Genomic DNA, 22,006 nt, shown 5'->3' with positions numbered 1-22,006 from the left:
GATGCTCAAGGAGAAATCTCCCATAATCCCTGGCGATATTGCGCCGAATTCTTCTCGGCAAGCAGCCTTCTTGCATAGATTATAGTGCGAAACGGCGGCGTAATCTCGCGGCAAGCAGGGCCACATGTCACGGCCCGGAAGGGGCAAGATGACCGGAAACTCCCTGGGCGAATTCTACTTCCAGTGGCACATCACCCAGAGGTGCAACCTTCGCTGCAGACATTGCTACCACGATTCTTACGACGGCGCAAACGAACTCACACCTGATCAGCTGACTCTGGTCTTCCACCGGCTTGAAGGAGCACTGCGCCAGTGGCAGCGCCCGGGCTCTGCTTCGTTGACTGGCGGGGAGCCCTTCATCAGGCGCGAAGACCTCTTCCGGTTGGCGGAGCTCATGGATCGGAGCGACTGGTTTACGTACTACGATGTCTTGACCAATGGCTCCTTGCTTTCTGGCGGCGACCTCCAGAGACTGGATCGCCTGTCGAAACTCCGAAGGGTGCAACTGTCACTAGAATCGCCCTACCGTGAAGTCAACGATGTCATACGCGGGACTGGGTCGTTCGATACGACGGTGTCAGCCATAAGGGAGCTGAAAGGCCACGGCTTTCAGGTGAGTGTCATGATGACGGCGTCGAAGCTGAACAACGACCACGTCCCGGAGATGATTCGCTTCTTGGAGGACGAAGGAGTCGATGCCTTCGCTGTGGAGAGGTTTGTGCCGGAGGGCTCGGGTGCAGAGGTGCGAGAACTGGTGCTTTCGAGAGACGACGCAGCGGCTCTTTTCAAGACGGTCCATGCGTTTGGCACTGGGACCAGGCGCATTCGAGTGCTGATGCACCGACCCCTCTTCTGCCTGATTGATGCGGAGGACAGCACTGTTGGCGCGATGTGTTCCGTGGGCACCAATGCGCTGACCATCATGCATGATGGGACGCTCTATCCTTGCAGGCGGTTGCCAATCCCGATCGGCAACGTATTGACGGACGGCGTCTTTAAGGCATGGTATGATTCTGATGTTTTGTGGTCGGTGAGGAATCCGTCGAATCTCAAAGGGAAGTGCGGTGCGTGTGAACTTGCCCCGCTGTGCCGGGGATGCAGGGCAATGGCATACTGCATCACCGGCGACTACCTGGAGGAGGACCCGCATTGCTGGAAGCACGCGGACATGTCTACGAACTGAAAGAGGGCGTTGCCCTTCGTCAGGTCGAGGACGCCGGGAGATACTGGGTGTTCAACACAAGGGACGGAAGGCACTACTCGGTAAACCGGGAAGCCTACCAAGTTATCAAGTCGATCGCCGCGGAAGGCGTGGCCGACGTTGAGACGCTTGCGGAGTTGCTGGCCGAGGAGTACGAAGTCACTGCCGAGGTAGCCCAAAAAGACGTGGAGCAGTTGTTGGCTGACTTGGTGAATGAGGGCATAGCGCTGAGGAGGGATAAGCCGTGAAGACTGTCACCCAGAAGCGACCTTACCAGAAGCCCACAGTGAAGAAAGAAGAGACAATGAAGTTCCCGCAGGAACTGATTGAGGTTAGCAGGCCGAAGGTTGCGTGCAGGCAGTGCTCGTCTTGTCACGGATGCAGATAGACGGGAGTGAAAGTCTTGAGGCAAGAGGACTTCCGCGAATTCGAACGGTTCTGCATCAGGTACGACTCAGCCATCGATACGGAACGATATGATCTCGGTTGGCACTTCTCGTCAGATGACCGCGATTGGCCGTTTGATCCTTTGCATCTTGCCCAATTGGGCCCACATTCTACCATCGACCTGGAAGACAAGATTGGCGAAGTGGCCGATCATCTGGGTGAGGCAAAGCAATGGTCACCGGACTGCCTGAGGCTGATTACGGCGAAGAGAGCCCGCGCGGTGATTCAGGGGAGCCATGATTCCGATCTCCTTGAGAAACTTGACGGTCTATCTCTCTACCTTCTTGCTCACCTGCCTCAGGCTCCGACTAAGATGCCGGTCTCGAGGGTGTGGGATGGTAAGGAAGGCTGCGATAATAGAGGGGACTGTGAGAGGTTCCTTTTGAGGCTGCTATACCTGAATGAGGTGTCGCAGTGTTACACGGGCTTCCTTTCAGTCGGGTATGCAGATCAGAGTCTCAACCTGCTCAACGCCGCACTAAAGAGCAGCAACAACCGCAAGCGCGGTGGTGAGAGCCCCTACGAGCTGGTAGCGCTATACAACAAGGCTCAAGCATGTTTTCACGTTCGTGATCATGACAAGGCGCTCAGGGAGTTTGACAAGATTCATGAAGCCATACGAGACAACAACTACTTCGGGAGGGACGGGATCGGTTCGTGGTGGCAGTGGGGCGACTCGGATAAGAGCCTGTTCGATTACTATGTAATGATTCCTGCGGCAGTGGAGACTGCTGATGTCCTTACTAACATGCAAAGAACCGAAGAAGCCCTAAGGGTCTTGGAGTCACTCCGCAGCAGGGTGTTCTCGCATGACAGCTTGGAGAAACCCGACGCTAGCTATTGGAAAGAAAGGCGTATGGCACTCACTTGGCGGGCTAAATCCGACTTGGGCGAAGTCAACTCGTCTGTGGCCCCCGATTTCGAAAAGACTGTGAGCGACCTCTTGGAGCCAAAGACAGAATGCCTGATTCTTCGATCACAGCAACGTGCTTCTGTGATCGAGTGGAAACAACAGGAATACAAGTGGTGGCTCAACACCGTCAAGTCGACATCGGAGGAGGCTGGCAACAAAGGACTCGATGACGGAGGAAAATCTCTCAAGACCATCGCCGACCTAATCAAAGCTCAGATCGGGGAAAACGAAAAGGACAAACCCGAAGTGACAGAGGCCTTGTCCTTGTGGGTCAAGGGTCTACCCCTGTGCGAGATGACTATCCGCGTGATTGATAGCCTGCATCAGCCGGGCGACGTGCTTCTGCAAGCTGTTCAAGACTACCTGGACCTCTGTTGTGACGGACCTGTGAAAGATGAGGTCTTGGTAGCCGTGGCAAAGGATAAGTACCAACCGTTGGCGGAGGAGCTTCGGGCGAGCCTCACCGAGAATTCGAGACGGCTAATGAGACAACTCGAGAAGAGTTCACAGAGCCCCACAGTAAGCTCGAAGGTAATACAGATGCAAAGCGACTGGAGAGAATACTGTAAAGATCTGGTGCAGAAGTTGCTTCGGGGCGAGCGTAAACCCCCACTCACTGTGTTTGAGCGCACGGAACTCAAGGAATGGGCTCACGATCTCGGTCTCAGGAGGCCAAAGGCCAATAGGCACCGCGAAATCCGCAAGATCATGGCGAAGAGGTTCTTCCCCAGCGACAATCCGGAATGCCAGACGACGGGACACTTGCACTCATGCAGTCTGAAGTGCCTCGAGGGCTGTGCCCGTGCAATCGACCGGTTTGGCCCTAACTGTACGTACCATGAGCGCGACAAGGACTCCATTCTTCCTAACGGCATAGACACCAAGATTGCTGACATGAGGCACTATTACGACGGAGTGCTGACGGCCAATCGCAAGCGCATTCAGCGTCTCCTTTATGAACAGGACAATACCTGGAAAACGCCATCTGGTTGGGGCTTTGTGGTACTCAAGAGGTGGAATTCATTCACGCCCGCGCTCACTTTTTCTGAAGGCGGGGGCTACTTTCTGTTTCACACCAACGAGAGTGGGATGATCGACCTCGGTATTGCAATTGACCCTGGCTATGATTTTGTAAAGAATTTCATATTCGAGGGATTTCGCATAAGTGATATCACTGCGATCCTCGTGTCCCACAATCATCCTGACCACATTGAAGACTTTGGAAGAATCACCAACCTTCTAATCGAATTGGAAAGGAACCGGAGCAAGAGCATCGGGAAGCAGCACAGTAAGGTCTTTGCACCAGTAATTCTTGGCCTTTCGCCCGGCGTCTTGAAACGGCTTGAACCCACAATTGATAGCGCAAGATACGTGTTCAAGCATACGCAGGTTCTGGAACCAGCGAGCACTGAGGACGCGAACGCGAACGATCCGGGCGCCAAACAACTGCAAGTCAGGGTGACCGAGGGCTGCAGCGACTATGTTGAGGTCATACCGACCAAGGCCATACACGAGGACAGCTCCAAGTGCGATAGCATCGGGTTCAAACTCAGGCTAGTAGCCAGGAATGAGCTCGTTGGGACAATCGGATTACCCTGTGATACTAAGTGGACTCCAGACATCTTCAACGAGTATTCGGATTCTGGCTTGGTGTGCGCGCATGTTGGCTGCATCGCACCTGAAAGGTTTCCCATGATGTCCTATTTTGATGAGAACTGTACTCGGCACCACGTACTTCATGGGAAGCAACACTTGTATTTTCCGGGAATCCTATGGCTGGCGACAGATCTAATGGCTAGGTCCGGGACGCGCGCGCCCCTCATTGTTCTCTCGGAATTCGGCGAAGAAATGGCTGGAGGGCTCCGGATCCACCTGGCAACACAGTTGGAAGAATACTTGAATGGCCACGCAAAGCGGAATAGGGTCGTGCCCGGCGACACGGGCTTGATCGTTGACCCAGTACAGCGCTTGATCAAGTGTTCTTGTTGTGGGCAGTTTTATTCATGGACTAGCACTTTCCATTATGTGACATTTGGACCCACCGAGCGCATCTATTACATATGCAACACTTGCAGGGCGCTGACTGACGACCAGATACGGCGCAAGGTGGGTGCGATGGCGGAGCAAAAAGCATGATAGAAGTAGAGAATCTCCGGCAGGTTATTGGTCGGACTTATGTGGCTTTGATGGGCAACCTGCGCGACTTCGCTCCCAGAGTGCCGCCCGTACGGGTGGCTAGGCTCCTTTCTCTTGTTGGGTCAGAGACGCAACTTGCGAATTGGATATCTGAATGCCAGCAACCTGACGGCGGGTGGGCAGACGTAGACGAAACCGTTTGGTGCACTCGGGCTTTGCTGACGGCGGGAGGATTCGAGGTCCAGGTGCAGCGTGCTATTAACTGGCTTCGGACAATGAGAAACGAAGCGGGAGGATGGGGACTCTCGAATAGAGACGGCCCCAGGATAATAACGACCAGCCTCATTGCGACCATGCTCCCCGTGTTTCGGGACCGGAAGGCGGTTGAGTGGCTGTCGTACGCTTGGAAGAAGGACTTGGATGAATCGGTCAGGCTGACCTACAAGGGTGGTTTTGCCCTGACAGCTCTGTCGGCTTGTGGCGCCGAGTGTCCGGATGGCAATCTGGTAACCAGTACAGTGCATTACCTCCACGGAGAACAGAATGACGACGGCGGATTCGGCCCTTGGAAGGGCCACCCCATCGGCAGTGACCCCTGGAGCACGGGAATAGTACTGGTCGGTCTGACATCATGGCCGGACAAGGCAGACCCGGAGGTCATCGAACGCGCTGCGGACTGGTTGTGCCGGACTCAGCTCGAGTCGGGCCTCTGGCCCTACCACTTCATCGATGAAGGCTCCGCATATGCGTACTGGGGGCTATCGAAGGCCCTCGAATACTTCCGGGGGAGAGCCGGCTAGTGTGCGGGATCTGCGGGATCTACGGTGAGTCGAATCCGCAAGTTATAGACGACATGCTTCAGGCCGTTGCACACCGCGGCCCCGATGACTCCGAGGTTGTCGTAACCCCCAGGTATTCTGTCGGCGTCGCCCGGCTTTCCCTCGTCGGGAACGACCGCGGCAGGCAACCACTGATATCCGGTGACAAGAGGCTCGCGGTTCTGCTCAACGGGGAGATCTACAACTACCGCCAGCTGCAGTCGCTGCTTGATTGCCCACCAAGCGAGGTAAGCGAGGTAGAGACAGTTGCCAGGCTTTATGAGCGATACGGTGCGGCAGCCATTCAGAAGCTCCGGGGCATGTTTGCACTCGCGATCATTGACAGCGACCGCGTGATCCTGGCCAGGGATCGATTTGGGATCAAGCCATTGTTCTATACCCGGTCCGGCGGGGCTCTCTTGTTCGCCTCGGAGATCAAGGCGCTTCTCAAGCATCCCTCAGTTGTGCCAGCCGTGAACCGGCAGGCACTTGAAGAGGCAGCAGTATTCGGATTCATTTGTTCGCCGGACCTTACTGCTTTCGAGGGAATACTCCAGGTTCCACCGGGCTCAGTGGTGATTATAACGGAGGGGTCTGTCAAGGTCGAGCAATACTATCAGCCTACTCCTGCCTGCTTCGCGGACGGCCCCTATTACGTAGACAGCGAATCCAAGAGGCTGCTCAACGCGCTGTCTTCTACTCTCAAACAGATGATGACGCATGGGAATGACGAAAAGGGCTTTTACCTGTCAGGCGGTATCGATTCGTCCCTGTTAGTGGCGCTGGCGTCTGAGGTCATTGGACGGCCGGTCCAGACATTCACCCTGTATGAGTCGCTCAAATCACCCGATCTCTCACCAGCAAGGGCGGTCGCGTCCGCCATCGGCTCGATACACACTGAGTTTCGGGTGGGTGCCGAAGAGTACCTGAAAGAACTACCGCACTACGTCTATCATTACGAGAACCCCGTATCTGGCGGAGTGTTCGATATCCACGGGGGAGTCGCGTTTCACCTATTGTCGAGAAGAATTGCGGACCACGTAAGGGTAGCTTTTTCGGGAGAAGGGGCAGACGAGCTGTTCGGGGGTTATTACTGGAGCTACTGCCATCCGCTCGGCCTGTCCGACCGAATTCGAGAACGCCTCGGCCGAATAGGTGAGCCATCGCCGGAAGTCACGAGGCTCGTCGAGCGAGTCTTCCCTCAGCCTGAGGATGAGAGAGTCTACCAGCGCAACGTGTTTGACCTGCTGGTGGAAGCCGGTCTCACGAACTATCACTTGTGGAGCGTCGACAGGTCGAGTGCAGCGTTCGGGTTCGAAATCCGGCCTGCGTATCTTGGGGAAAGCGTTGCGGACTTCGCCCTATCCCTTCCCATCGAGCTCAAGGTGATGAATGGCGAGACGAAAAGGGTCCTGAGGGGTGCAGCCAGGAGGGTACTCGAGAAATACGGAATTGGGGATGTCGTCTTGCGCCAGAAGTGGGGGATGCCTGCGGCAATCCGCGACGTGGCCAAGCAAGTCGAGGAGTATGTAGTGCGCACCTTTCCGGCCAACCGGGTGTTTGACGGACCGTTCGGCAAGTATTGCGGGACACCACTTGAGGCCATGATGTTTGACTTGTTTCACTGGATATTCATTGAGCAACGAGGCAGTCTGCCGGAGGGATTAGACCTGGACGAATACTGCCGCGAACGCAGGTGTCGCCCGGTGGAGTACTGAGCAGCATTTTATTGTTGCGCTGGCTGCTGGAGGGGAGGCAGTGATGAAGGTCTGCATGGTCACCAAGTTCCCCCCGATCCAGGGAGGTATTGCTGCAAGAAGCTACTGGCTGGCGCGATCTCTGGCCGAATCCGGGGTCGAGATTACCGTAATAACCAACTCGGAAAGCGTGGAGCCCGAGTATCGAATACCACGGTGTGAGGAACACCTTGCTAGTTTCGCAAACATCAAGATCCTGAGCACTGGCTCTGAAGTGCCGTGGCATATCCCAGTATCGCAAACGTATTGCGAGCGACTGCTGACGCTTACCCTCGACCAAATAGAAAGCCGAGGTGTTCAAGTTGTCGATGCCGGTTTTCTCGTCCCTTATGGCGTGGTCGCGTTCATGGCAAGTCGGGTTACCGGGGTGCCATACGTCCTGCGGCATGGCGACAGCGACCTAGCCAAGTTCTTGCACAACCCTCAATACAGGTCACTGCTAGAGCTGGTGGTCGGCAATGCGTCACTTGTTATCACGGATGAGGAACACTCCGACATCCTCAGACCGTTGAACAGTCGCCTACTCGTTACATCCGCTTACATCCCGGACCCGCGGTACTTTCACCCGGGTGTATCCGCTTGCAGGCGAGTCCCTGTGGTCGGCTACTTCGGCAAAATCAACTATCACTGGAATCACAAACGCCTCGGGGAACTGGTAAACCAAGTTGACAGTACTTTTGGTGAGTACAAGCTAGTGTTTGTGGCTCAGGGCATCGGCCTCAGTCCGTTCAGGCAAAGCCTGCGGGATGAAGTGACTGAGCGGGCAGAATTCCGGCCGTTTGTGCCTCCCTGGGAAATGCCCAGAGCAATCAAGTCGGTGGACTACGTCATGGCAGCACGCGACGAGGTGATCCGTTCGCCCTCAAACCTTGAGGCTGAAGCAGTGGCGTGTGGCAAGGGGCTTATCCTACTCGGAGAGAAGAGCCCAGTAATGGGCGGAGCTGCGAACGACGGTGGCAGTTTTCCGGAGTGGATTGAGACGAACATTTCGGCGTATTCCCATGTGATATCGTCATGCGTCGACCGATAGGCAACATTCGCAGTCTGCTCCACTCTGCGCTGTGTGAGATGGAGTCTGGCTGAGAGCCCTAGCAGCCCGTGTGACTAATTGAACTATAGATTCCGGCAGACGCCCACTGGTGGTTGCAAGCTACGTCCGGTCGGGGCCCCATGACTGGTTTTTCTGGCTTCAGCTCACCGTCACCAAAGCCACTCCCGCGCGGAACATCTTGAGGATGTTGAATACCGCGCACACCATCAGCCACTCCGATCGCGCCTTCGCCAGCCCTCTCAACAGGACCTGTCGCATCCCAAGAGGCTCCTTGATATTACCGAATGCCGGTTCCACCGATGTCTGCCGCAACTTGTAGCGCTTTCTCCCGCGCTTCGTCCTCAGTTTCCGTCTCATCAGGTCCTTGACACTCAGGCCGGACGGGATCCTTCCCCTTGGGCTCCTCTGTATTCGCCACTCCGAATGCTTCACTTTCTCCGGTGGTATGAAGACCTCGATATCACGGCCCTCCAGCGCCCTCACATTGGCCTCGCTCCAGTACCCAGCGTCAGCCAATAGTTCCTTCGGTCTCCGGCCCGTGTTCCTCTCCACCTGAGCCACCAGGCTCTCAAGGTGCTGCACGTCACCGCACCTGTTGGTCAGGTCGGCCGCCACGATCACCTTGCTGTCCGCGTCAACTACCGCCTGTGCGTTGTACCCTTGTACGAAACTCTTCTCGGAGTTCAACATGATCCGCGACTCCGGATCAGTGAAGTTCCGCTGCGCCTTGTCATCCGGTACAGGTGCCGGACTATCTCCCCCAGGCGGTGAGCCCTGGTCCTTGTCGTTTCTCTTCCGTTGCTCCTCTTCCTCGAGTTCCCTCTTCGCCTTCTCTATCGCCTCGAGCCTTTTCTTCGCGGTGCTCAGGTGTTCAGGCAGTCTCCAGCCGCTCCCTTTCCCGTACTTCTTGTCTTCGGCTGCGTCCACCTCATCACACTGGCGCAGGTATTCCTCAATTTCTTTCCTCAGCCGCTCCACTTCCGTCTTCATCCTGCCGTAACTCATCGCCGAGTGCTTGGACGCGTTCGCCTTCAGCTTCGTCCCGTCCACAGCCACATGCCTCAACTTCACCAATCCCGCCCTGTCCGCAATCCTCACCGTCTGCAGGAAAAGATCGCCCAGCGCTTTGTGGTGCCTCCTTCTGAATGCCGCTATCGTCCAAAAGTCCGGCTGCTGGTTTCCCGACAGCACCCTGAATCCCACATCTTCGTGCAGCGCCCGCTCGATCTTCCTCGACGACCTCAGCCCCTTGCTGTACGCGTACAGCAGCACCTTGACCATCATCCGCGGGTCGTACGGCGGATAACCCCGTTCCTCCCTGTACTCGCCGTAGATCGCGCTCAGGTCCATCTTGTCGACCATTTCGCTGATGTAGTCCACGGGGTGGTCGTCAGGCAGCCAGTCCCTCATGGACGGCGGCAGCAAGTACGTCTGGTTGGGTCTGTAATCCCTGAACTTCTTCATGCCCTACATATTCGACGCCCAAGTCCGAAAATCATGCGGAAACCCTGGCATTAGTCACACGGGCTGCTAGGGCGAAACCGTCCTTCTGTGACTGGAATTCCTGCGGACTAATTGGCTGCTATCGAGGCCACAATGCGGATCATTACAGATTCTCCTGGAGCTTTGCAGGATCCAGAAACGCGGGTGTCAAACCAAGGAACCATTCCCCGGATGGAGGCAGTGCGATGATTGGTCTTAGAGTGATCATGCAGACGCAAAAGGGAATCGTTTTTCAGGGAGACTGCATTGATATGCTACGGGGAGTGAGATCCGGCGTTATCAATACAGTATTTGCCGATCCGCCCTTCAATTTGGGGAAGTCGTATAAGAATGGGAAATCGGATAGCATTGCTCACTCGGACTATCTCGATTGGTGCAGAGAATGGCTTCACGAATGCGTACGGGTAATCAGGGACGGGGGTAGTCTCTTCGTATACAACCTTCCCAAGTGGAACGTATCTCTCGCCCACTACTTGATGTCACAGGAGAAGATGACATTTCGCCATTGGATTGCCATCTCTATAAAGGCCTGTGGTGCGCGACAAAAGCTGCTGTATCCGGCTCATTATTCCCTTATATACCTCACTAAGGGCGAACCGGTTACCTTTAATCGAGACAGTGTGAGATACCCGATGCCAACCTGCCGCCGATGTGGGACTCCTCTTCCCGACTGGGGTGGGTATAAGGACCGCGTTCACCCACTTGGGATTAATCTCTCGGATGTGTGGGTTGATGTGACACCGGTTCGACACCGTAGCACGAAGATCAGAGAGTTCGGCATCAACGAGCTGGATCCGAAGATTCCCGAGAGAGCTATCCTGCTCACAACGAACCGCGGCGATATCGTACTCGATCCGTTTGGAGGTGGTGGAAGTACCTACCGTATGGCCGAGAAGTATGATCGTCTCTGGGTTGGGTCAGAAATCGGGGATTGTACAGCAATAATAGAGGGCTTACGCGCTATGCATGACATTACCGTAAACCCGCAGTGCCCATCTAACGGGCTCCTAGATATCTTCAGCACATCGCTCCGGGCTCAGATTCCAAAATGCGCGCCGCTTCCAGTTCCTTCTTGAGAAGGTCTCGAGCCTCCGTAACACTGTCCTTGAATGCAAGGTAATGCAAACCCTGCACATCGGTGGGCAGATCCAAGTTGCAGCCTGTCTTATAAAGACAGACTGTTCTCTTCCGGCTCCACTTGACAAAATAGCCGAATTCAAAAACCACGTTTTGCCGTGCTCTAGGGCGGGCATGGTCGGGGCCTTCGTCCTTTGCCGTACAATAGGCCATATCGTCCGGGGTCAGTATGACGGGACTGTTGAAAAAGTCGGCTGGACACAGGAAGGACAAGGAAGGTGGCGAAATGGGGGTTGTAAGAGAGACACCGGGGGTGCGGTAATGCTCGTTGGGCCGGATGAGACGAAGCGGCATCGTCTTTCGAGTTCGTGAACAAGCCACTTGATGCCTTTGTTCCAGCAAACCATCTACTGAGGCGCGTAGAGGCATGCATAGACTTCAGAAAGTTGGCTGAACCGCTCTCCTTCGACTATCACCCGGACCAGGGACGCCCTTCCATCCCTCCCGAAGTTCTTGTTCGCGCATTGACGCTGGGATATGTCTACCGGATTCCATCGTTCCGCCGACTCTGTGAGGCCATATCGGAGAATCTTGCGTTTCGCTGGTTCCTGTTTCTTGGCCTCGAGGACGAGGTTTTTGATCACTCCACCATTACGGTATTCATGCAGCGTGTGGGGCCCAAGGGGTTTCGCTCCCTGCTGACGCGGTTGAACCATCAATTGGCACAGGCCGGCCTGTCCACTGGGCAGGCATACGTAGATTCGAGCCTTGTTCCGGCAGCGGTATCAGGCGAGAAGTTGTCCCCGTCAACCCTCTCGCCGGAGGAGTTTGCCCGTGTAGCCATCAAGGAGAATGACGTCTTCTTCAGTTGCGAGGCGGTTCGTGAGGCGCGGTGGGCTGACTTTCGGGTTGCCAAGCGTCGGCTCGTCCGCCGGTACTTTCAGGACGGGAAAGGGCGGTTGCCGCTGCATCCGCGCGATCCAGACGCGAGATGGCGGACCATGGGGAAGAGGAAGGCTGTCCTCAGCTACAAGCATCACGTCTTAGTCGACGAGCGGGGGTTCATCCTGGCTCAGCGGATGACTCATTCCACGACCCGAGATCCTGACGTGGTGCTTGAATTACTTGATGAGGCGCCGGCAGACATACGAGTGCTTACTGCGGATACCGGCTACAGCCTCGGAAGGCTGCGTCGATGCCTCGAACAGCGCGGCATTGAGGCGTACATCCCGCTCCACACCCGACACCTTGAGCATCGCAAGAAACGCAAAGAGTTTCACCTCATGGATTCCAAACACTTGATATGTCCAGCGGGGAGAATACTGCAGCGCAGTACGTGGGATAAGAGGCATGAATGCTGGCTGTATGCTGCCCGGGTTAGAGACTGTCAAGCCTGCAATCTTAAGACGACCTGTCTACCGCCGCGGTCGGTTCGCCGGTTCGTCCAGCTTTCGGAATATGAACAAGAGTTCATTAGGGCCGAAGAACGCAATTCAACCATTCGTTACCAAAGGATGATGCGGCGCCGAAAGACAGTGGTGGAAGGCATCTTTGCGCACCTAGACGCTCTGGGCCTGGAAAGGCTGCGCCGATATGGCTTGGCTGCAGTCCAATCTGAAGGGTATCTGGCAGCCCTGGCTCACAACATACTGAAGGCTCTCCGGTACATGGCGGGCCCCAGGAGGGCAGCCCTCAGCCGAGCCCTTACGAGCTGGCCGAATGCCTCATCCCTGCGGACCGATCTGACAACAGCCTAAACCTACATCACTACTCAGCGACTTTTTCAACAGTCCCATGACAACTGCGTAAACAGACTTCTTAGCATATAGCTCAAACTTGTCAAGAATCGCCATCAAGGCTGTGGCTGGGCTTTCCTGCAGTATGATGGGGTATAGGCCAAGTTCTTTCAACATCTTCACACACTCGTCACGAGCCACGTGATCGAGACCGTGAACAACGAACACCATCGGCTTGTTGCCATCTTCGGCTGTGGTCGGGTGTTCAGGCTTAGATGGAGCTGGCGCCGGGGCGTTTGGCTGAGGCGTCGCCGCCGACGTTCTAGAGGCAGGCCCTTTCGTTTGGTGGCCTTGTGGAGCCTGCTGGTTTGAAGGGCCTGGCGTTGTATCTTCCCCAGCGCTGGACACTTTGAATCGGGATTTCTTGGTAGTCCCTGTATATATGGTCTTCTTCAGTTTCAGGGAGGCTATTGTCTGGGTCATCTGCGATTCTAGCGCAACCCACGCCGGGGTCCCTCTAAGGAAATCCGTCTTATTGTTGTTAACCTCAAAGTCGTCGAGCTGTATCTCGCCAACCATTGTTCTCAGTCTAGAATGAGGCTTGACTCCAATCCACTCGCCTTTTTTGACGACTCTATCCTTACGGACGAGGTAAAAGCCGGGGGTGAAGTTCATCTGCCCGCCCATTCTCACGGGACGCCCTGCACCTACCCATCCGTGAACCCTCTTTCCGTTGACATCAAAATCAATGTCCCATTTGAGCCCGGAGATCAAATCAAACGCCGGAGCCTTAATTGGTTCCCCATTAACCAGGACCTCTAGTCTCCCTGAGACAATTAGACGATGATAGACTTCAGCAATTTCGCGCTTTGCTTTTTCGATTTCACTATTGCCAAGGCTGACGTTAACTTCGCTAAGGGTAAGCCGACTGCCATGGCTCGTACTCGATGAGACTGGGAAGGCCTCAGCCCTTAATTGCCATTTGTCAAATGTCCTGCTGTCAACGTCAACTTTCAGTATGGTTGCCCCGCCCTTCTTACATGTTTCAATCCGAAATCGTTCGGAAAGATATGTTGCTGCTGCCTTCAGTCCAAACCCGAATATTCCAATATGGTCCTTGTCTTTCTTAGTACGACCTACGGTCAGGGCAGCCTCGAGTTCTTCAGCATCCATTCCCGATGCGTTATCAGAAACGATAATGGTCTTATGCTGTTCATCAGTGGTGATCTCCACGACGACGGGGCAGGTGGTTCCACGTGCGTCGTAAGCATTGTCGATGAATTCACCTAACGCAAACGCCAGCGTAAAATTCGAACGACCAAGCTTAAAGAGAACGGATGGATCTGGCTGGATGTTGAGCTCAATTTCTTCTGAGGAGGTCGGCTTCAATGCTCAACACCTCGGTTCTTGTAGTTTCCTATCAGTGCTCCTCCCGTATTGTTCCATATCTAGCAGATATAGTCCTGCAGGCGAGTTCACCAATAGAAGGCTGGACTTCAACGGCTTCAACAACGGGTGCCAAGTACCCTGTTCGCCAGGCAGTCGATTGCCTCCACGATGTAAGGGAAATCTTTCCCACTCTTCGATCGGAGGCTTTCGTGAGCAGCCTTCGAGGCTGCAGCAAGTTCAAGATGCTCATGGCAACCAGCATCATAGGCAGGTAACCGGACATGTCGGAAGAGTGTTCCAACTTGGAGTTTGATAGTCAGGCTATCCACAAAAGTGCGTACTGGTTTCGAATTGAGCAACGCGCACACATAATGAGCATGGTCCTCATCGTAAAAAGCCGCGAAGTACACCTTGTGATCAGGCACTATGGGCTTCCTGCCCCCTCCGAAAGGAACTTCGGCGCTAGATATGACGGCCGCCTGTAGAGATCCTGCCAACTCTGCCCAGACGACCTTGTAAGGAGCAAATGTATAGGGTCCAACATCATAAATGGCATAAAATGGGACTTCAGATGGAGAGATCTTGCCTTCTGCTACCAGTCTTCTATACACTGGGGCTTGCCGCGTCCGCCAGGTAGAGCGTCGCTCCAAGAGCCCCGAACTATTGATCGCTTTGAGATAGCTCAGGGCGGCCGGGTAGTCACGAGCCAACACGCTCTCCACGGGTATTCCGGACACCGTAATCTGCTTATTAGGGACTATGGCGAAGAGTGAGCTCGTTGTAGCACGGAACGCTGATATATTCTTCGCCCCTTTAATCAACGGATAGACTAGATCAAACTCAATCTCGTCGGTTCGTTGAGGAATCGACTGCCTGCTCTCTTGTGGCCTGGTCCGAAATCGAACGGTTTCAGGACGCCTACCTGGCCCCAGCAGCTCAACGAAGTAGACGCCGTTCAAGTCGGTAACGATCCCTTTCCGGCCGACAATGTTGGGGTCTTCACCGTCCAATACCAGCAAGCGTTCGATTAGTCCAGGATCTAGAATACTCCAGCGTTGCCCTTCACCGCTCAAGCGATTTGCCTCCATAGAACGATACTCAAGGAACTGTCGGACGGAGTCCAATGAATCGTCCTCGGACAGATACTTGGATGTCCGCCTACGCCACACAAGGTATGGGACGGGGTATGTCGTCGCCTTGCCCTTGAGCAGCGTGATTACCGCTGGTTTGTTGCCGAGTCTCGGCCATGGCTTTACTTGGACAAAATCGTCAACTGATAATACGCGCAGTTGAGTATCGCCAAAACTGAACTTCCTGAATCCTCCCGATGATTGTGACTGGAAGTGAGTCTGTGTAATGACAAACGCTAAAATCCCCTTGTCGGCCAGCCATCTATCGGCGACTGTGTAGGTTATCATGGCTGAGATGTCAAGCTCATTTCCCCCAAAGAATCGGTCTCTGGAGAAAATGTCGTAACTCTCACAAGTCGGCTTAATCCTCTCCCTATAGCGTTCTGGGAGTTCTGACCATCGTACCCACGGGGGGTTACCGGCAACCACCTGGCATTGCCCCACAGCCACGGACGCAAAGTAATTGCGTACTATGCGACACCAAATCCTGTTCCAGTCCATCTTCTCAAGCTGTTCGATCTTTGAATACATTTTCAGCAACCACGGCTCCCACTGTGAGACGGAGGCCGCTTGACTGCGGTCGAGCTCGGCCCTGATAGCATACATAAACGCGTCTTTGCTGTATCCATAGCGGATCGATCGTTCCATTATCTCGAGAACACGAGCAAAGAGTCGGTTACACTGTATCAGGTCTTCGGGCAGCTCAATGGTGACGGTCTTCTTTCGAGTCCCAATCTGGTAGACCCGTGTCCTCTTCGCCGCAGGTGTCTTCGTACTGATTGTCGGTGAATAGACCGCATCCGCCTGATACACCGGAATCTCTATGTCAGACGCGGTGCACATGAATTCCGAGAGGGCCAGAAGGTAGTTCACCCGAGAGGTGAGGACCGCCAGCGGGTTTAGGTCAAATCCATAGATGTGATCGAGTATCCCTTGCATAATCTGGCTGTCGGTCCACCCTTGCGAGCGCGCGGCCTCTTTGTATCGGTTGATAGCGTGAATGAGGAAACTGCCGGAGCCGCACGTCGGGTCAAGGTATTTCTTGCTCAGAACCTGAGATCCACAATACCCGGCACGGTCCAGCGTGAACTCCACTAGCCATTCAGGGGTGAAGTACTCACCTATGTTATGACGGAGCACAGGAGGTACCAGCTCCTGATAGACTTCCTTGATGATGTCCCGGGTTCGGCTGTGTTTCAATCCGGTCAAGCGATACAGAACCAGCCTTTGCAGAGCTGCGCGAACAGCTTGCATAAGTCGGACGGACGGGTTCACCAAATACCATGAAAAGAAGGAGCCTTCAACGAAGTTCAAAATATTCGCTTGCCTAAATAGGTCGGACTCTTCAATGTCCCGCTCGAGGGTCTGCGCTAATGCCACGTCATCAAGGGTGGAAACGCCAAAGCAGTACTCTGCTGGTAGTGTGGGGATTACCTTGTTCGCCAAGACCATCTCAGCCGCGAGCATCTTAAACACCGTGGCATGATACGTATGTAGAACAAAGAGTACCCGAGTCAAATCGGCTCCAGAGGGCAACCCTATGGAAGCCAAGAACCTATCCATTTTCGCTTTCCCAATGTCTCCCAGGCCCGTTGTCTGTGCAAATAGGTCATTCCACTCTTCAAACAACATCTGAACCCGATTAGTCTTGCGATCAAGCAATACATTGAGGTCTTCCCAGAGGGCCTTGATCATGTCGCGAGCAATTATCGATTCTGGGCCGAAATCGTTTATGAAATTCTCTGGGGTCAGTTCGAGGCGGTTGTCGTTGTCCAGAGCCGCAGCAAGAACGGCCGCACTCTTCTCATCGAATTCTCGGAGATCACTCAGCCGTACCCGTTCGTCTGTCTCAATGAATACGAACGCGAGGCTCACCCCGTCAAAGCACACTCCGATGTAGTCAGATTTGTCGCGGCTGTCCATTGCGGCCTGCATTGGGATGTATTTATCAACTATTTGGCGAAGAGACTCTTGGAACTTGGCGCTGGTCTGCGTCTTGTTAAAGAGGCCCTTGTCCTTGAACTCGATTATGATCCGGTTGCGACGGACGTCTTGACGCCCTCGTTCGAGCTTTAGATCCCTGATTCCCAGTTTGCTTATAGCAGCTGCCCGGAAGGCACTCCGTAGTTCCTCTTCATTAGCGGCTTGACGGGCCAGATCACTGAACTCAACGAAGAACTCCCGTATCCTATCGTTGGACATGTTTTGCCCCCCACTGAACCGCCCTTGAGAATGGCAAAGCACTCATGTTCGTTCGTTTCTAGCTCGATGGGAAAACTCCTACAGAATTGGTGTTCATGCTGGCTAGATCTATGTCAATGAAAAAGGGGCGATGTATGGGTTGCAGCTTCGTATTGTGGTCGGGGAATCAAGATCTCGTTCGCGACGTCTAGCGAGCTGAAGCCCGCCGATTGCGTCGTCATAATACGAGGACCGGGCGATCTGCCGAGATGCCTGATACTGACCATGCTGGCGTTGAAGCAGGGCGATCATGAGTACTTTCCGGTGGTCGCGATGCACTATACCGTTTTCGTACTTGGCGCCGAGGGGTTGGCTGGACAAGTGCCGATGCTTCAATCGTGAATGACGACTCTGGTGTTGGCCGGGATGTTCTCGTAGAACCACCTGGCGTCAGCCACCGACAACCGGATGCATCCATGGGACGCCTTCTGTCCCAACTTGGCGGCTTCGTGGGCGATGATCTTGCGGTTCTCATCCATGGGGACGCTGTGGAAGAGAAACTCCCCCCGGTTCATGAACGATACCCAGTACATGCCGCCCTGCTTGTACTTCGGGCTGTAGAACCAATCCCCGCGGTTTTCGATCCTGAACGTGCCATTGGAGGTGGGGCTGCTGGAGATCCCCGTGGAGGCGACGAATGTCTGGACCACTTTGCCTCCCTGGTGAACGAACACCCTTTGCTGAGATTGATCGACCTCAACCCAGAGTTCTGAGTCATCCTCGCGGGTTTTGCCGGCACTCTCCGCCGTAGTGCCATCCGCCGGGACGCGCTCCGTTGTACCACTTCCTATCGCTGTCGCACCAGCCTTCAGCGCACCACTTCCCTGCAGACCGGTCTCTGTCACGGCCACCGGTTGCCGCCCCGCCGTACCCGCCGTGCCGGCGGCGGAACCGATAGCCAGGAACAGGACGACTGGCAGCATGACGACCTTGAGCGTATGCACGTCGGATTGCTCCCTTCAAGTGCTGCAGGTTAGTACCACGATCCTTGCTACAACGCCGAGCCCACTCAAGGCGTCCGCTGGGCTACTCAGCCCGCCCCGCCTGGTAGCACACGACGATAGCCCTCACGCTCTGGTCCCGGTTGAGGATCATCCTGACGACGTCCCCGGCTTTCACATCGCTCAATGCTATCTCGCACTGCGCGAGCGACTCGTCCTCCTTGTGGACGATCGCGTCGGCGGCCACCTTCAGCGGCATTTTCAGCTTCAGTATCACGCCCTGGTCGGGAGCAGGAGGGCGGGTATCGCCCAGCGTGACTATGCGCGGCTGCTGCCGCGAAGGTGGGAGTATCGGCGGCTCCGACAGCATGATGGCAGGCCGCAGGGGTGTTGCACCCGTCGCAGGCACTCCTGTGGTAGGCGCACCCGTGCCTTCGAAGCGGAGCACCCTGCGACCGCTGCCGGAGTACACCTCCGGCGGCACTCTCAGCCTGCTCAACGAGATTATCAGCGAACTCGCGTCCACATCCGTGACCAGGCCGGTGACCAGCATTTCTCCGGCCTCGACGTCCCAGTCGGGGATCGGCCGGTATCCCTGCCGCGCCACGGGGTTCATGTCCCTTTTCAGTGGCTCCGCCGCGTAGTTTCTCGCCAGCGACTCCTCCTTCTTGCCGTCAACCAGCACCTGAACGCGGGAAATCCCGCTGACCTCCGTCATCGTGTTAACCAGGGCCTGCAACACCAGCGCCGCGTGCTTCGGGTCAACGTTCCTGATCTGCGGGCTGAGCGACACGAACGCCGTGCCGTCCTTCACCTCCACCAGTTCGGCCGTCATCCCTGCCGGAAGGAACTGCCCCAGGGTTGGGCTCTTCGGGCCGCTAACCCATTCGGCTAGCGCGATGACTTCCGGGCTCTGGTTGCCGCTGACTGGCCGAGACTCCATCTCGAGCCACCTGCCGGTCTTATCGGGGAAATGCAGCACGACAGTGACACTCTTCTCAGGTGGATTCGGATCGACCGGCGTACCTTCCGGTCCTGCCTGCGGGCCGAGGGGCATGCACCCCGCAACCACTGCCGCCAGAATCGCCATCACCAGAACCGCCGCCATCGGGCGCGACACCGCCGGAGCTGGCGGCACGCCGCACGCCACATTTCGCGTCGCTTCGACCCTTCGCGCCAGAACTCTCCTCACGAGAACTCCCTCCCACAAGCCCTAATATACCAGGCAACATTGACAAAACACCCGCCGAGAGTATGACGAAAGTGTGACATGGAAGGGTGAGCGTCGACAGCCCGGCGAATACTCGGGGTGCGCGGCGTGCGCCGCGCGGGCGGCAGTTCCGGCAGCTGCGCGGACGGCCATTCGGGGGCATTCGGGCAGCCACGCGAGCGGCCTCGCGGAGGGTGGGACGTGTACAGACTCCTGCTGGTTGACGACGAAATCGGCCTGGTGAAGGGGCTGGCCTATTCCCTTTCGCGGGAGGGGTTCCTCGTCGATACCGCCGCGGACGGCCTGACCGCACTCGAGAAGATCGCCGGCGGGCAGTACGATCTCGTGGTCCTGGACCTGATGCTCCCCGGGATCGATGGGCTCGAAGTCTGCCGTTCGGTGCGGCGCAGGAGTGCCGTGCCGGTGATCATGCTGACCGCGAAGGGCGACGACGTCGACCGCATTGTGGGCCTCGAGATCGGGGCCGATGACTACATGGTGAAGCCCTTCAACACCCGCGAACTCATCGCGCGGATAAGGGCGGTCCTTCGGAGGGTCACGGGAGCACCCGGCGGCAACGGGGAAGCCCTGAGTCTCGGGGATTTGCGCCTCGATCTGATGGGGCGTTTCGCCCGGATTGGAGAGCGGAGAATCGAACTCACGCCCAAGGAGTTCGACGTCCTCTCGCTGCTGGTCAGGAACCCGGGCCGTGTGTTTGCGCGCTCCGATATCCTGCGCTTCGTCTGGGGCGACGACTACTATGATGAACGGACCGTTGACGTGTGCGTCGGCCGTTTGCGAAAGAAGATCGAAGACGATCCCGCCAATCCGAAGTACGTGTTGACACAGTGGGCCGTCGGCTACTACTCTCCCAGGGTGTGACCATTCTTGTTCAATAGCCTCAAATGGCGGTTTTTCCTGAGCATATCCGTCACCGTAGTGCTCGTGAGCATCCTGATGGCGACCCTGTCGCTATGGGACCTGGGACGGGCGGCCATGGAGGAGAAGCGGGCCGCCGGGATACTGGCGGCCAACCTGGCTGCGGATTCGTTGCGGGAGGCGCTTTCCCTGAACGGTGGCCCCAGGGAACTGGGGGAGCTCGCAGCCCGCCTCTCAAACGACCTCCACGCGAGGGTGCTGTTCATCGACACCGGCTGGACCGTGATCGCCGACGGGTATGGAGAGATGCTCGGCCAGCGCATGGAGCATGAACAGGTAGGGCTGTCGCTCCAGGGCCAGACCGAAACGCGGGCGGCCGTCACCCCCGGGGGGAGGGCCCTCTACGTGAGCGTTCCGGTATTCGAGGGTGGGAGCGTCAGGGCGCTGGTATTCCTGTCTATCAGCATAGACGCGATATACCAGCAACTCGTCGCCGCGCGCTCCAGGCTGGCGCTCTCCGGCGCGATCGTCGCGGCGCTGTTCGGGTGCGTCGCGTACGTGATAACGGAAACCATCACCCGCCCCCTCAGGAGGCTCAGGGAGGCGGCGGTGACGGTGGGGCATGGACGGTTCGACTGCAACCTGGCTCCCGAGCGGATCAGCGAGATAAACGATGTCGTCAACGCGTTCAACCATATGGCGGAGAGGCTGCGTTCCGTGGATGCCATGAGACGCACGTTCATCAACAACGCCTCGCACGAGCTCAGGTCTCCGCTCGCCTCGCTAAAGGCCCTGGCCCAGGGGCTGCTTGACGCCCCGGACGCCGACCCCGCCACTGTGCGCGATTTTCTCGCGCAGGTGGATGTGGAGGTGGACAGGCTGAACGATCTTGGCCGGAAGCTGCTCGACCTGCGCCGCTACGATGAACTCGGCGCGACGATCAAACGGGTCCCTACTGACCTGAATCGTATCATCACGTCGGTGGCGACGCGGTTGGCGGAAGAGTCGGCCGCGAGGGGCATCACCATCGAGACGCCGGGCGGCTCCGAGGTGGCGGGTGACTCGAAGACGCCAGCCGGCGCCGGCAGCTGGCGAGTGGAGCCCGAGTGGTTCGAGACAATGCTGTACAACCTCGTCCAGAACGCCGTCAAGTACGCCTCATCGAGGGTTCGGGTGTCCGTGGCGGTCGAACTATCGACCGGACGATCGACCAAACCATCGACAGGATCATCAACCGGGCGATCGGCCGAATGCTCGGCCGAACGGCCCCGCGACGAAAACCTGCTCGTGGTCGAGGTCAGCGACGACGGCCCGGGCATTGCCGCGGCCGACCTGCCGCACCTATTCGAGAGCTTCTACCGGGCGGATTCGTCCAGGTCCCGGGCGACAGGGGGCGCCGGCCTGGGCCTATCCATTGCCCGGGAAATCGCGAAGGCACACGGCGGCGACATCGCCGTGGAGTCGAAGCCGGGGGCGACAGTGTTCCGGGTCACCGTGCGCTGACACCCCCGCCGGACGGCGACTGCAAGCGCCGGCAGTTGAGAATCCATCGACCGTGGGCCGTCAGGCCGCGAGGC

At 56.5% G+C, this 22,006-nt stretch carries 17 protein-coding genes; 11 read left to right on the top strand and 6 right to left on the bottom strand.

The genetic code is table 11. The features are described 5' to 3' along the window. Positions 1-148 precede the first annotated feature (148 nt). Genes HPY55_04410 through HPY55_04380 form a run of 7 tightly spaced genes read left to right on the top strand, consistent with a single transcriptional unit; the run spans position 149 to position 8,302 of the window. The gene (locus tag HPY55_04410; GenBank protein NPV69880.1) at positions 149-1,183 is read left to right on the top strand and encodes a radical SAM protein; all 1,035 of its coding nucleotides are present in this window, start codon (positions 149-151) and stop codon (positions 1,181-1,183) included. Next, the gene (locus HPY55_04405; protein ID NPV69879.1) at positions 1,150-1,449 is read left to right on the top strand and encodes a PqqD family protein; all 300 of its coding nucleotides are present in this window, start codon (positions 1,150-1,152) and stop codon (positions 1,447-1,449) included. The genes HPY55_04410 and HPY55_04405 overlap by 34 nt, the downstream gene beginning before the upstream one ends. Then, positions 1,446-1,589, top strand: a complete 144-nt coding sequence (locus tag HPY55_04400; protein ID NPV69878.1) for a hypothetical protein — start codon at positions 1,446-1,448, stop codon at positions 1,587-1,589. The genes HPY55_04405 and HPY55_04400 overlap by 4 nt, the downstream gene beginning before the upstream one ends. A gap of 15 nt (positions 1,590-1,604) precedes the next feature. Then, complete coding sequence (locus HPY55_04395) at positions 1,605-4,697, top strand: hypothetical protein (protein NPV69877.1); 3,093 nt, start codon at positions 1,605-1,607, stop codon at positions 4,695-4,697. After that, a complete protein-coding gene (locus HPY55_04390; protein NPV69876.1) occupies positions 4,694-5,497 on the top strand; it encodes a terpene cyclase/mutase family protein in 804 nt (267 codons plus the stop codon). Before HPY55_04395 ends, HPY55_04390 begins: the two co-directional genes overlap by 4 nt. Then, the gene (asnB, locus tag HPY55_04385; protein NPV69875.1) at positions 5,497-7,233 is read left to right on the top strand and encodes an asparagine synthase (glutamine-hydrolyzing); all 1,737 of its coding nucleotides are present in this window, start codon (positions 5,497-5,499) and stop codon (positions 7,231-7,233) included. Before HPY55_04390 ends, asnB begins: the two co-directional genes overlap by 1 nt. Before the next feature lie 40 nt (positions 7,234-7,273). Continuing rightward, positions 7,274-8,302: a hypothetical protein gene (locus HPY55_04380; protein ID NPV69874.1), complete on the top strand. Its 1,029-nt coding sequence runs from the start codon at positions 7,274-7,276 to the stop codon at positions 8,300-8,302. A gap of 159 nt (positions 8,303-8,461) precedes the next feature. Here HPY55_04380 and HPY55_04375 read toward each other — a convergent pair whose 3' ends face one another. Then, on the bottom strand, positions 8,462-9,787 hold the full coding sequence (locus HPY55_04375) for an IS1182 family transposase (protein NPV69873.1): 1,326 nt from the start codon (positions 9,785-9,787) through the stop codon (positions 8,462-8,464). A 224-nt stretch (positions 9,788-10,011) separates the two neighbouring features. Between HPY55_04375 and HPY55_04370 the strand changes: the two genes are divergently transcribed. After that, positions 10,012-10,902 carry a site-specific DNA-methyltransferase gene (locus tag HPY55_04370; GenBank protein NPV69872.1) on the top strand — a complete coding sequence of 297 codons (891 nt, stop codon included), beginning with the start codon at positions 10,012-10,014 and terminating at the stop codon, positions 10,900-10,902. On the opposite strand, the gene HPY55_04365 is transcribed toward HPY55_04370, so the two are convergent. Further along, positions 10,844-11,257: a hypothetical protein gene (locus tag HPY55_04365; GenBank protein NPV69871.1), complete on the bottom strand. Its 414-nt coding sequence runs from the start codon at positions 11,255-11,257 to the stop codon at positions 10,844-10,846. The genes HPY55_04370 and HPY55_04365 overlap by 59 nt on opposite strands. Positions 11,258-11,271: 14 nt before the next feature. Here HPY55_04365 and HPY55_04360 point away from each other — a divergent pair, with 14 nt between their 5' ends. Continuing rightward, a complete protein-coding gene (locus HPY55_04360; GenBank protein NPV69870.1) occupies positions 11,272-12,660 on the top strand; it encodes a transposase in 1,389 nt (462 codons plus the stop codon). Here HPY55_04360 and HPY55_04355 read toward each other — a convergent pair. The 4 genes from HPY55_04355 to HPY55_04340 all read right to left on the bottom strand — a co-directional run bounded on the left by HPY55_04355 (position 12,628) and on the right by HPY55_04340 (position 19,532). Continuing rightward, positions 12,628-14,028, bottom strand: coding sequence for a hypothetical protein (locus tag HPY55_04355; GenBank protein NPV69869.1), 1,401 nt, complete (start codon positions 14,026-14,028; stop codon positions 12,628-12,630). The genes HPY55_04360 and HPY55_04355 overlap by 33 nt on opposite strands. A gap of 116 nt (positions 14,029-14,144) precedes the next feature. Continuing rightward, entirely contained in the window at positions 14,145-17,360 is a 3,216-nt protein-coding gene (locus HPY55_04350) for an N-6 DNA methylase (protein ID NPV69868.1), read from the bottom strand. Positions 17,361-17,731: 371 nt separating this feature from the next. Next, positions 17,732-18,322: a L,D-transpeptidase gene (locus HPY55_04345; protein NPV69867.1), complete on the bottom strand. Its 591-nt coding sequence runs from the start codon at positions 18,320-18,322 to the stop codon at positions 17,732-17,734. A 103-nt stretch (positions 18,323-18,425) separates the two neighbouring features. Continuing rightward, positions 18,426-19,532 carry a GerMN domain-containing protein gene (locus HPY55_04340; protein ID NPV69866.1) on the bottom strand — a complete coding sequence of 369 codons (1,107 nt, stop codon included), beginning with the start codon at positions 19,530-19,532 and terminating at the stop codon, positions 18,426-18,428. A gap of 219 nt (positions 19,533-19,751) precedes the next feature. Here HPY55_04340 and HPY55_04335 point away from each other — a divergent pair, with 219 nt between their 5' ends. Both HPY55_04335 and HPY55_04330 read left to right on the top strand, forming a co-directional pair. Beyond that, positions 19,752-20,432: a response regulator transcription factor gene (locus HPY55_04335; protein ID NPV69865.1), complete on the top strand. Its 681-nt coding sequence runs from the start codon at positions 19,752-19,754 to the stop codon at positions 20,430-20,432. Positions 20,433-20,438: 6 nt separating this feature from the next. Further along, positions 20,439-21,932: a HAMP domain-containing protein gene (locus HPY55_04330; GenBank protein ID NPV69864.1), complete on the top strand. Its 1,494-nt coding sequence runs from the start codon at positions 20,439-20,441 to the stop codon at positions 21,930-21,932. Positions 21,933-22,006: the final 74 nt, after the last annotated feature.

Source organism: Bacillota bacterium (assembly GCA_013178305.1).
Lineage (GTDB): Bacteria > Bacillota > Sulfobacillia > JABLXB01 > JABLXB01 > JABLXB01.
The sequence above is the reverse complement of the archived record's forward strand: the minus strand, read 5'-3'. Positions and strand labels throughout refer to the sequence as shown.